At 71.9% G+C, this 10571-nt stretch carries 11 protein-coding genes, 1 pseudogene and 1 riboswitch; of the genes and pseudogenes, 5 read left to right on the forward strand and 7 right to left on the reverse strand.

What is annotated here, in order from left to right; all coding sequences use genetic code 11:
- Window positions 1-795: histidinol-phosphate transaminase (locus tag N1F89_RS19465; protein WP_290086103.1), on the reverse strand; the 795-nt coding region annotated here is incomplete at its 3' end.
- An 80-nt stretch (window positions 796-875) separates the two neighbouring features.
- A riboswitch (SAM riboswitch) is annotated at window positions 876-953 on the forward strand.
- A gap of 74 nt (window positions 954-1027) precedes the next feature.
- Between N1F89_RS19465 and N1F89_RS19470 the strand changes: the two genes are divergently transcribed.
- Together N1F89_RS19470 and metW are read left to right on the forward strand one after the other, a co-directional pair.
- Complete coding sequence (locus N1F89_RS19470; protein ID WP_290086104.1) at window positions 1028-2200, forward strand: homoserine O-acetyltransferase; 1173 nt, start codon at window positions 1028-1030, stop codon at window positions 2198-2200.
- Window positions 2197-2811 carry a methionine biosynthesis protein MetW gene (gene metW / locus N1F89_RS19475; protein ID WP_290086105.1) on the forward strand — a complete coding sequence of 205 codons (615 nt, stop codon included), beginning with the start codon at window positions 2197-2199 and terminating at the stop codon, window positions 2809-2811. The genes N1F89_RS19470 and metW overlap by 4 nt, the downstream gene beginning before the upstream one ends.
- Window positions 2812-2862: 51 nt before the next feature.
- Here the strand turns inward: metW and N1F89_RS19480 are convergent, their stop codons facing one another.
- Window positions 2863-3939 carry a nitronate monooxygenase gene (locus N1F89_RS19480; RefSeq protein ID WP_290086106.1) on the reverse strand — a complete coding sequence of 359 codons (1077 nt, stop codon included), beginning with the start codon at window positions 3937-3939 and terminating at the stop codon, window positions 2863-2865.
- Between the two features lie 4 nt (window positions 3940-3943).
- Window positions 3944-4720: a class I SAM-dependent methyltransferase gene (locus N1F89_RS19485; RefSeq protein ID WP_290086107.1), complete on the reverse strand. Its 777-nt coding sequence runs from the start codon at window positions 4718-4720 to the stop codon at window positions 3944-3946.
- Window positions 4721-4823: 103 nt separating this feature from the next.
- Between N1F89_RS19485 and gloB the strand changes: the two genes are divergently transcribed.
- Window positions 4824-5591, forward strand: coding sequence for a hydroxyacylglutathione hydrolase (gloB, locus tag N1F89_RS19490; RefSeq protein WP_290086108.1), 768 nt, complete (start codon window positions 4824-4826; stop codon window positions 5589-5591).
- A 121-nt stretch (window positions 5592-5712) separates the two neighbouring features.
- On the opposite strand, the gene N1F89_RS19495 is transcribed toward gloB, so the two are convergent.
- Together N1F89_RS19495 and N1F89_RS19500 are read right to left on the reverse strand one after the other, a co-directional pair.
- Window positions 5713-6375 (reverse strand): lysoplasmalogenase family protein, encoded by a 663-nt coding sequence (locus N1F89_RS19495; protein ID WP_290086109.1) that lies wholly within the window; start codon window positions 6373-6375, stop codon window positions 5713-5715.
- Between the two features lie 156 nt (window positions 6376-6531).
- On the reverse strand, window positions 6532-7290 hold the full coding sequence (locus N1F89_RS19500) for a DUF3108 domain-containing protein (RefSeq protein WP_290086110.1): 759 nt from the start codon (window positions 7288-7290) through the stop codon (window positions 6532-6534).
- A 254-nt stretch (window positions 7291-7544) separates the two neighbouring features.
- Between N1F89_RS19500 and rpmB the strand changes: the two genes are divergently transcribed.
- Window positions 7545-7847, forward strand: a complete 303-nt coding sequence (gene rpmB / locus N1F89_RS19505; RefSeq protein WP_290086112.1) for a 50S ribosomal protein L28 — start codon at window positions 7545-7547, stop codon at window positions 7845-7847.
- Window positions 7848-7910: 63 nt separating this feature from the next.
- A complete protein-coding gene (locus N1F89_RS19510; protein WP_290086113.1) occupies window positions 7911-8531 on the forward strand; it encodes a queuosine precursor transporter in 621 nt (206 codons plus the stop codon).
- Between the two features lie 9 nt (window positions 8532-8540).
- On the opposite strand, the gene N1F89_RS19515 is transcribed toward N1F89_RS19510, so the two are convergent.
- Both N1F89_RS19515 and N1F89_RS19520 read right to left on the reverse strand, forming a co-directional pair.
- A complete protein-coding gene (locus tag N1F89_RS19515) occupies window positions 8541-9536 on the reverse strand; it encodes an esterase-like activity of phytase family protein (protein ID WP_290086114.1) in 996 nt (331 codons plus the stop codon).
- 5 nt (window positions 9537-9541) lie between these two features.
- A pseudogene (locus N1F89_RS19520) lies at window positions 9542-10571 on the reverse strand (cobaltochelatase subunit CobT); the annotation flags it as partial.

Genomic DNA, 10571 nt, shown 5'->3' on the forward strand with positions numbered 1-10571 from the left:
CGCCGCCGCGCCGGCGGCGATCGCCAGCGCGTTGACGTTGAACGGCCCGCGCACGCGGTTCACCGCGTCGATGACGTGGGTCGGCGCGTACATCCAGCCGATGCGCAGGCCGGCCAGGCCGTGGATCTTCGAGAAGGTGCGCGTCATCGCCACGTTGCGCGACGACGAGACCAGCTCGATGCCGGATTCGTAGTCGTTGCGCCGCACATACTCGGCATAGGCCGCGTCGAGCACCAGAAGCACGTGCGGCGGCAGCGCGGCCTGCAGCCGGCGCACCTCGCCGAACGGCACATAGGTGCCGGTCGGGTTGTTCGGGTTGGCGAGGAAGACGATCCGCGTGCGCGGCGTCACCGCGGCCAGCATGGCGTCGATGTCGGCGCGTTCGTCGGTCTCCGGCACCACCACCGGGTGCGCGCCGGCGGCCAGCGTCTGGATGCGGTAGACGAGGAAGGCGTGCTCGGTGAAGATCGCCTCGTCGCCGGGCTTCAGATAGGTCTGCGCCAACAGGCCGAGCAGCTCGTCCGAGCCGTTCGAGCACAGGATGTTGGCCGGGTTGAGCCCGTGCGCGGCACCGATCGCCTGGCGCAGCGCGGTGGCCGAGCCGTCGGGATAGGCCTCGAGATGGTCGAGGCTGCGCCGCACCGCCTCGACCGCCTTCGGCGAGGGCCCGAGCGGCGTCTCGTTCGACGACAGCTTGTAGACCTTCGCCACGCCGGCCGCCGTGTCGCGGCCGGGCACATAGGCCGCGATGTCCATCACGCCGGGCTTCGGTTCGGGGCGGGCGGGCTCGCTCATGGAATTGGTCTCGCGCAAGAAGGCCGCCTGCTTTACCGGATGATCGGCGTTGACGCAAACGGCCTTCCGGCCTATCAATCGGCCGGTTCCGTGGTGATTTGGCCGGTCGGCTTGCAGCCACGTTAAACAAGTCGCTAAAAGGCCGCACGCGGGATTTCCTGAGCCGGCCTTGCGCGCGCAACGCCGGCTTTTTCGTGTCGCGGCACGGGGGCCGGCGGAGAAGGAGCGGAAGATGGCGCCGGTCGAGGCGAAACGGGCGAGGAACGAAGCCAACGATCCGTCGAGCCTGGTCATGCGCTTCGGGCCGGACCGGCCGCTCGCGCTCGACGCCGGCGTCGACCTAGCGCCGTTCCAGATCGCCTACCAGACCTACGGCCAGCTCAACGCCGCGCGCTCCAACGCCATCCTCGTCTGCCACGCGCTGACCGGCGACCAGCACGTCGCCAACGCGCACCCGGTGACCGGCAAGCCCGGCTGGTGGGAGAAGCTGATCGGCCCCGGCCGCACCGTCGACACCGACCGCTTCTTCGTGATCTGCGCCAACGTGGTCGGCGGCTGCCTCGGCTCGACCGGCCCGGCCTCGCGCAACCCGGCGACCGGCCGGCCCTATGGCCTCGACCTGCCGGTCATCACCATCCGCGACATGGTGCGCGCACAGGTCATGCTGGTCGACAGCCTCGGCATCGACCGGCTGTTCTCCGTCATCGGCGGCTCGATGGGCGGCATGCAGGTGCTGGAGTGGGCGGCGAGCTATCCCGAACGCGTGCTGACCGCCGTGCCGATCGCCACCGGCGCGCGCCACTCGGCGCAGAACATCGCCTTCCACGAGGTCGGCCGCCAGGCGGTGATGGCCGATCCCGACTGGTGCGGCGGGCGCTATTTCGAGCACGGCAAGCGGCCGGAGAAGGGGCTGGCCGTGGCCCGCATGGCCGCGCACATCACCTATCTGTCGGAATCCGCGCTGCACCGCAAGTTCGGCCGCAACCTGCAGGACCGCGAGAACCTGACCTTCGGCTTCGACGCCGACTTCCAGATCGAGAGCTACCTGCGCCACCAGGGCATCACCTTCGTCGACCGCTTCGACGCCAACGCCTATCTCTACATGACCCGGGCGATGGACTATTTCGATCTCGCCGCCGACCACGACGGCCGCCTGGCCGACGCCTTCGCCGGCACGAGCACGCGCTTCTGCGTCGTCTCCTTCACCAGCGACTGGCTGTTTCCGACCGAGGAAAGCCGCACCATCGTGCACGCGCTGACGGCGGCCGGCGCCTCGGTCTCCTTCGTCGAGATCGAGACCGACCGCGGCCACGACGCCTTCCTGCTCGAGGAGCCGGAGTTCTTCGCCACCGTCGGCGGCTTCCTCGGCGCCGCCGCGCGCGCCCGCGGGCTCGACCTGCCATGAGCGTCAACAACACGCAGCGCATCGACCTCAAGGTGGTGGTCGACCTGATCGAGCCGCGCGCGCGCGTGCTCGACGTCGGCTGCGGCGACGGCGAGCTGCTCGAGCTGCTGCAGAACGAGAAGAACGTCGACGGCCGCGGCATCGAGCTGTCGCAGCGCGGCGTCAACGAGAGCGTGGCGCGCGGCCTGTCGGTGATCCAGGGCGACGCCGACCGCGACCTCGGCTTCTACCCCGACAAGGGCTTCGACTACGTCGTCCTGTCGCAGACGCTGCAGGCCACGCGCAACCCCAAGGCGGTGCTCGACGACCTGTTGCGCATCGGCGAGCGGGCGATCGTCTCGTTCCCCAATTTCGGCCACTGGCGGGTGCGCCTGTCGCTGCTGTTCAAGGGCCGCATGCCGGTCACCCGCGACCTGCCCTACAGCTGGTACGACACGCCCAACATCCACTTCTGCACCATCCGCGATTTCGTCAGCCTGTGCGACGAGCTCGGCGCGACGGTGGAAAGCGCCACCGCCCTCGATCGCTACGGCCAGAAGATCGCGCTGGCGATGCCGTGGGCGTTCTGGAACATGTTCGGCCAGCAGGCGGTCTTCCTGCTGCGCCGCTGAGCGGCGCAAGGCGGTGCCCGACCCGGGCCGCCCGCTTGCCGGCGCCCTGGCCTACAGGCCGGTGCGCGCGAGCAGCGCCTGCGCCTCGTCGACCAGCGCACGGGTGAGCGCGCCGGCCGGCATGCTGCGCGCCAGCGGCGCTGCCTGGCCGGCCCACAGCGGCGAGAAGTCCGACAGGCCGGCCGCCTCCGCCTTCGCCCGCAGCGGCGCCACGGCGCCGGCCGCCAGCGGGAAGGCGGGCGCTTCCGCGCTCATCGGCCCGAGCTCGGCGACGATGCGGTTGAGCAGGCCGCGCGCCGGCCGCCCGGTGAAGACGTTGGTCAGCACGGTGCAGTCGTCGGCGGCGGCCTGAAGCGCGGCGCGGTGGCCCGCGCCCGTCAGCGCCTCCGGCGTCGTCAGATAGGCGGTGCCGACCTGCACCGCCGCCGCGCCGAGCAGCAGGCAGGCGGCGACGCCGCGCCCGTCAGCGATGCCGCCGGCGGCGATCACCGGCACCGACACCGCGTCGACCACCTGCGGCACCAGCGCCAGCGTGCCCGGCTGGGCGGCGACGTCGCCGGCGAGGAAGATGCCGCGATGGCCGCCCGCCTCCGCGCCTTGCGCGATGATCGCGTCGCAGCCGTTCTCCTCCAGGAAGCGGGCTTCGGCGACCGTCGTCGCCGAGGCGATGACGCGCGCGCCGGCGGCCTTGACGCGGGCGACGAGCGCGGCCTCGGGCAGGCCGAAATGGAAGCTCACCACCGCGGGCCGCAGCGCCTCGACCAGCGCCGCCGCCTCGTCATCGAACGGCCGGCGCCCGGCCCCTGCCGGCACCGCGTCGGCATCGATGCCGAAGGTCTCGTAATAGGGCGCGAGACGCCGGCGCCAGACCGTCTCGCCCTCGGGGTCGGGCTCCGGCGTGCGGTGGCAGAAGAAGTTGAGGTTGATCGGCCGGTCGGTGGCGGCCCGGATGGTGGCGACCTCGTCGCGGATCTGCTGCGGGCTCAGCATGGCGCAGGGCAGCGCCCCGAGACCGCCGGCCTGCGACACGGCGATCGCCAGCGCGGCGCCGGAGGAGCCGGCCATCGGCGCCTGCAGGACCGGCAGCGCGATGCCGAAGAGCGCGGTGATGCGGGTGTCGACTGGCATGCGTTCACTCCCCCTTGCGTCGCGCCGGCGCCGCGGCCGGCATTGCGCGCATGGCGCGCGTGGCGCCCTGCGGCGTGAGCACCGGCACGAAGACGCGGCGCGAGGCGCGCGCCGGCGACGGCAGGCCCTGGTAGAGCCGCTTCTGCGCCTCGACCACCAGCACGCCGGCGAAGATCGGCCAGAAGCGACGGCCGGCGCTTTCCACCACCTGGTGCAGCCGCATCACCGAGCGGCGCTTCGAGGGCGGGAAGTGCAGCGCGTCGGCGAAGGCGCCGGGCGTGAAGTTGGCGTCGCGCAGGACCTCGGTGAGCTGGCTGCGCGAGTAGGGCCGGCCGGTGCCGAACGGCGTGTGCTCGAAGCGCGCCCACAGGCCGCGCCGGTTGGGCACCACCAGGACCAGCCGGCCGCCCGGCGCCAGCACCCGCCATATCTCCTTGAGCGTCTCGCGCGGGTTCTCGGCATGCTCCAGCGCATGCACCATCAGCACCCGGTCGACCGACGCATCGACCAGCGGCAGCTCCTCCTCGAAGACCAGCGCGGTGGCCGACGGCCCGGCCGGCGGCCAGTTCACCGCGCCCTGCGCGGCCGGCATGAAGGCGAGCACGCGTTCCGAATCGGCGCCGAACCGCTCCAGCCAGGGCACCGCGTAGCCCAGGCCGACCAGCCGCTCGTTGGCCAGCTTGGCCCACACGCTCGACAGCGCCATGGTGATCGAGCGCTCGGCCAGCCGGCCCAGCAGCGAGGCATAGAAGGCGCGCAGGTCGACGATGTCGGCGTTCATGCGCGGCACGGTATCCGCGACGCAATGGCGCTGCAAGGAAGCCGCCGCAAACGGGTGACAGGCACGCCGCGCCGCCCTAGGTTCGGCGCAAACGGAGAGGATCATGGCCCTGGAAATCGAACAGTTCACCTGCCGCGACGACAATTTCGGCGTGCTCGCGCACGACAGCGAGACCGGCGAGACGGCGCTGATCGACGCGCCCGAGGAGCGCGCCATCCTGGCGGCGATCGAGCGCACCGGCTGGAAGCCGACGATGGTGCTGGTGACCCACAAGCACCCGGACCACGTCGAGGCGATCCCCGCCCTCAAGGAGCGCTTCGGCCTCACCGTCGTCGGCCCGGCCGCCGAGGCCGACAGCATTCCCGGCATCGACCGCACGCTCGCCGAGGGCGACACGGTGCGCGTCGGCCGGCACGAGGCGAAGGTGATCGAGACGCCGGGCCACACGGCGGGCCACATCAGCTATCATTTCGCCGACGCCGGCATCGCCTTCACCGCCGACACGCTGTTCGCGCTCGGCTGCGGCCGGCTGTTCGAGGGCTCGCCGGCCGACATGCTCGGCTCGATGCGCAAGCTGGCCGCGCTGCCGCTCGACACGGTGATCTACTGCGGCCACGAATACACCCAGGCCAACGCGCGCTTTGCGCTCAGCGTCGACCCCACCAACTCGGCGCTCAAGCAGCGCGCCGAGCGCATCGACGCGCTGCGCGAGGACGGCAAGCCGACCCTGCCGACCACGCTGGCCGAGGAGATGGCGACCAACCCCTTCCTGCGCTGGCACGATCCGGTGATCCGCCGCAACCTCGACATGGCCGACGCCTCCGACGAGGCGGTGTTCGCCGAGCTGCGCAAGCGCAAGGACGTCTTCTGAAGCGCGTCCAGGCGACGTGGAGACCGGTTCGCCCGGAAACGCGTCAAGACGATGACTTGGAGCCGATCTGCGTTTCCGTGAAGAGCAGGTCGGCTCTCGACCGCGACGGCCTGGCGCGCCGTCAGACGACCAGCCCGAGCACGATGAAGAGCTGGGCGCAGACATAGCTGATCCACACGGCCGGGCTCATCCAGCCGTGATGCGGCGAGCGCGCCGGCAGAAGATAGCGCGCCGCCGCCAGGATCGCGTCCGACAGCATGAACAGCACGGTGCCGAGGATGGCGAGCGCGCTCGGCAGCGTCAGCGCGGCGAGCCCCATGGCGAGGATCGCCGCCACATAGGCCGCGACCGGGCCGCGCATGGCGCCGGCCAGCGCCGGCCACAGCGCCCGCAGCATGGCGAGCGCGAAGGCCGCCATGGCGAGCGCGAGCGCGATGCGCCAGCCGGCGACCGCCGCCGCGCCGCCGCCGACGAGCAGGAACAGCGCGACATAGGCGAGATGGCCGGCGAGGAAGCTTGCCAGTCCGGCCAGGAAGGCGCGCTCGCCGGGATGCGCGAGAAAGGCGTCTCCGGCCGCGCTGAGCAGCAGCGCGACGACGAGCAGCGGCGGCCCGCCGGCCTGCCAGGAAAGCACGGCGAGCAGCGCCACGCTGCCCGCCTTGACCGCCGTGCGGCGCAGCGAGGGCGGCCGGCCGAGCAGCAGCAGATAGTAGACCGCGGCCGCCAGCGACAGGATCAGCGTGCCGTTCGCCGTCGCGCTCACGCCGCCGGCAAACGGCATCATGTGGCCCGGCTCCGCTCCGGCCGCCGCCGCCCGCCCGATCGTCGCTCCATCGTCGCCCCTCCTGCATCCGCGCGCCGCCGCCATCAAGCACAGCGCGCGCGCCGCGGCCAGAGGCCTGCGGCCCACGCCCGGCGGGCGGCTGGCCGCTCGGCCGGGTCAGTCGACGCGGGTGATGGAGCGCGCGCGCACGCGCACCGTGCCGATCTCGGTGCCGATCGCCGCCTCGACGGGCGAATAGACGCCGGTCTCGCCGAGTGGCGCGAAGGCCACCAGGATGCGCGCCCGGTCGCGCAGGAAGGCGATCGCCGAGCGCCCCTTGCGGTAGCCCGACACCGGCACGAAGCGGGCCCGGCAGGTGACCGCACCGGCGTCGAGCCGGTCGCGGCCCGTCGCCGCGTCGAGCACGAAGTCGACCCGCGTCTGCCCGTCATAGACGCGCAGCGTGCGGCCGCACACCGCGTCGGGCGCATCGGCCCTGACCAGCATCGCCGACAGCGGATCGACGGCGCGCCGCAGTTCCGCGCCCGCCACCGCGATCCAGTCGTCGCCGCGCGGCTTGGGCGGCGGATCGTTCTCGGTCGCCGCCACGCGACCGTCGGCGAAGCGGATCTCGGTCGTCTGGCGCTTGTCGCCGTTGCGGTAGTCGAGGCTGAACCGCTCCGGCTTCGGCGCGGCCGGCGCCAGGGCGCCCTTCGCCGTCACGCTGCCCTCGGTGCGGTCGAAGATACGCGCCAGCCCGGCGCTGGCGAAGCTGCCGGTGACCTCGAAGCGGGCGCCGTCGAAGCGGCTCTCGAACGCCGCCTGGCCGATCGGGAAGCCGAGCAGCGAGGCGTCGTAGCGGGCGCGGTAGTGGTGCGGTTCGCCCGCCGCGGGACCGGCGGCGGCGACGACGGCGGCGAAAAGGGCGGCCGCCAAGGGTTTCGACGCGATAGGGTGCATGACATCGACTCCGGCCGCGCGACGCCCTTCCCGCCCGCGGCACGGTCGGTTTTCCGCCGCGATTGGGGCGAATCTTGGGAAGGGCCGCACCGCAGCCTGCTTGACCGCGCCGCCAATAGGCATTATGGGAACCGGCGATTTTCCATCAGGCCGCCTGAGATCGTCCGCGCGCCGCCTTCTTCCGGTGCGGCACGGACATTTGGCCCGGCACGAACGCGAAGGTTTGAGAGATGTCCCGCGCCTGTGAACTGACCGGCAAGGCCGTGCTGTCCGGCAACAATGTCAGCCATGCCAACAACAAGACCAGGCGTCGCTTCCTGCCCAATCTGTGCGACGTGACGCTGATGTCGGAGGCGCTCGGCCAGAAGTTCCGCCTGCGCGTGTCGGCCAACGCGCTGCGCACGGTGGAGCATCGCGGCGGTCTCGACGCCTTCCTGATGAAGGCGAAGGAGGCCGAGCTGTCGCAGCGCGCCCGCCTGCTCAAGAAGCAGGTCGCCAAGAAGCTCGCCGAGCCGGCGCAGCCGGCCGCCTAGGCCGCGAGCGTCCGCGTGGGCCGCAAGGCCCGCACCACTGGTTCCATCACCCAGGATAAAAAAATGACCCGTTTCGCGCGAATCTGGCCTTTCGTGGCCGCCATGGCGGCCGTCGTGGCGCTGTCCAACGTGCTGGTGCAGCATCCCTTCGCCCATTTCGGGCTGGGCGAGGTGCTGACCTGGGGCGCCTTCACCTACCCCGTCGCCTTCCTCGTCAACGACCTGACCAACCGGCGCTTCGGCCCGGCGGCCGCGCGCCGCGTGGTGTTCGCCGGCTTCGCGCTCGCCGTCGTCCTGTCGGTGTGGCTCGCCAGCCCGCGCATCGCGGTCGCCTCCGGCAGCGCCTTCCTCGCCGCCCAGCTTCTCGACGCGGCGGTGTTCGACCGGCTGCGCGGCACCGCCTGGTGGCGCGCGCCGCTGATCTCGACGCTCGCCGGCTCGGTGCTCGACACCGCGCTGTTCTTCACCATCGCCTTTGCGCCGCCCTTCGCCGCTCTCGACACCGCCTTCGGCCTGGCCGACGGCACGCTCGCCTTTCCGGCCAGCCTGTTCGGCGTGGCGATGCCGCTGTGGCTGTCGCTGGCGTTCGGCGACTTCGCCGTCAAGGTTCTGGTGGGGCTGGCGATGCTGGTGCCCTACGGGGCGCTTCTGTCGGTGCTGCGCCCGGCGCCCGCCGCGCGCTGACGGCGCGCCTCAGTCGCCCACCAGGGCGAACTCGAGATAGAGATTGCGCTGCAGCATCGAGTGGTTGTCGTCCGACATCAGCGACAGCATGACGGTGCCGTCGGCGCGCTGCCACGCGTCGAGCGCCTCCATGTTGTCGATCTGGTAGCGCATGTCGGCCTCGAGCAGCACCGCGCCGTCGACCGTCGCGTCGGGGCGGATCGCGTCGCCGGCGATGCGCCGCAGCCGCATCGCCACGCCGTCGGCCATCGTGAAGCGGCGCTCGAGAAGGACGAGGTCGCCGTCCGGCAGGAAGGCGCCGTCGGTGATGTCGAAGCCGTCCGAGCGCGCCACCGAGAAGATGCCCTTGCGCGGCCCGTCGAGCACGGCGGCGAAGATGTCGCCATTGGCGTCGAGGCTCTTTTCCGTCACGATCACCAGCGCCCCGGCGAGCGGCCCGTCGGCCGGGGCGTGCGCCACCGTCTCGAAGCCGCGGTTGCGGCGCAGCTCGTGCGCCGGCACCAGGAAGTCGCGCTCGGCGAAGGGCTGGCCCATCGCCTCGGGGTCGAGCCGGAAGTCGGCGATACGGTGGGCGCGCTCGAAACCGACGGTGGCCACACCGTCCCTGACCGCCAGGCCCTCGGCATCGGTCGTCCATTTCTCGCGCGTCGGCTCGCCGGTCTCGTCGACCATCGCCGCCATGCGGAAGTCGGCGACGCCGCTCGGCCGGCCCGCCTCGTCGCGCGTGATGCGGCCGAAGAACCAGAAGCCGGTGTCGGCGACGCCGACGAAGGTCTCGCCGGGCGTGCGGAAGCGCAGCGCAGACAGCGCACCGAAGTCGCGCCCGCGCGCGTTCATCTCCAGCCCGCCGACGAAGCGCAGCGGGCCGAAGCGCGTCTCGTCGGAACCGATGTGGAAGTTTTCGATCGGCCGGCTGCGGATCGCGATCTCGCCGCCCCCGGCGGCCGCCGGCAGCGCGCCGGCGAGCGCCGCGCCGAGCGCGAGAGCGCGAAGCGTGCGCCGCACGGTGGTCAGCCGGTCCGGCGCAGCGCGCCGCCCGGGGTGCCGCGGCGCGCGCCTTCTTCCTCGAACAGCGCGGCGAGCTGCTCGGTCATCGCCCCGGCGAGCTCCTCGGCATCGACGATGGTGACGGCGCGGCGGTAGTAGCGCGTCACGTCGTGGCCGATGCCGATCGCCAAGAGCTCGACCGGCGAGCGCGTCTCGATCAGGTCGATCACCGCGCGCAGATGGCGCTCGAGATAGTTGCCGGGATTGACCGACAGCGTGGAATCGTCGACCGGCGCGCCGTCGGAGATCATCATCAGGATGCGGCGCTGCTCGGGCCGCGCGATCAGCCGGTTGTGCGCCCACAACAGCGCCTCGCCGTCGATGTTCTCCTTGAGCAGGCCCTCGCGCATCATCAGCCCGAGGTTGCGGCGCGCCCGGCGCCACGGCGCCTCGGCCGACTTGTAGACGATGTGGCGCAGGTCGTTGAGCCGGCCCGGGTTCGGCGGGCGGCCCTCCTTGAGCCATTTCTCGCGCGCCTGGCCGCCCTTCCACGCCCGCGTGGTGAAGCCGAGGATCTCGACCCGCACGCCGCAGCGCTCCAGCGTGCGCGCCAGGATGTCGGCGCAGGTCGCCGCCACCGAGATCGGCCGGCCGCGCATCGAGCCGGAATTGTCGAGCAGCAGGGTAACGACGGTGTCGCGGAATTGGGTGTCGCGCTCCTGCTTGTAGGACAGCGGCTGCATGGGATCGATGACCACGCGCACCAGCCGCGCCGCGTCGAGCGTGCCCTCTTCCAGATCGAAGTCCCACGAGCGGTTCTGCTGCGCCATCAGCCGGCGCTGCAGCCGGTTGGCGAGCCGGCCGACGACGCCCTGCAGGTTGGCGAGCTGCTTGTCGAGGAAGGCGCGCAGCCGCGTCAGCTCCTCCTCGTCGCACAGCTCCTCGGCCGCGATCTGCTCGTCGAACTCGCGGGTGAAGACCTTGTAGTCGATCTCGCGGGAAAGCTGGGTGAAGGGATGCTCCGGCCGCTTCGCCTCGCCCGGCGTCTCGGCC

Source organism: Aquibium sp. A9E412 (assembly GCF_030398335.1).
Classification (GTDB): domain Bacteria; phylum Pseudomonadota; class Alphaproteobacteria; order Rhizobiales; family Rhizobiaceae; genus A9E412.

Coding starts and splice junctions, on each gene's coding strand:
- gloB (WP_290086108.1), top strand. CDS start 4,824: ATGGCCCTGGAAATCGAACAGTTCACCTGCCGCGACGACAATTTCGGC.
- N1F89_RS19470 (WP_290086104.1), top strand. CDS start 1,028: ATGGCGCCGGTCGAGGCGAAACGGGCGAGGAACGAAGCCAACGATCCG.
- N1F89_RS19485 (WP_290086107.1), bottom strand. CDS start 4,720: ATGAACGCCGACATCGTCGACCTGCGCGCCTTCTATGCCTCGCTGCTG.
- N1F89_RS19480 (WP_290086106.1), bottom strand. CDS start 3,939: ATGCCAGTCGACACCCGCATCACCGCGCTCTTCGGCATCGCGCTGCCG.
- metW (WP_290086105.1), top strand. CDS start 2,197: ATGAGCGTCAACAACACGCAGCGCATCGACCTCAAGGTGGTGGTCGAC.
- rpmB (WP_290086112.1), top strand. CDS start 7,545: ATGTCCCGCGCCTGTGAACTGACCGGCAAGGCCGTGCTGTCCGGCAAC.
- N1F89_RS19495 (WP_290086109.1), bottom strand. CDS start 6,375: ATGATGCCGTTTGCCGGCGGCGTGAGCGCGACGGCGAACGGCACGCTG.
- N1F89_RS19510 (WP_290086113.1), top strand. CDS start 7,911: ATGACCCGTTTCGCGCGAATCTGGCCTTTCGTGGCCGCCATGGCGGCC.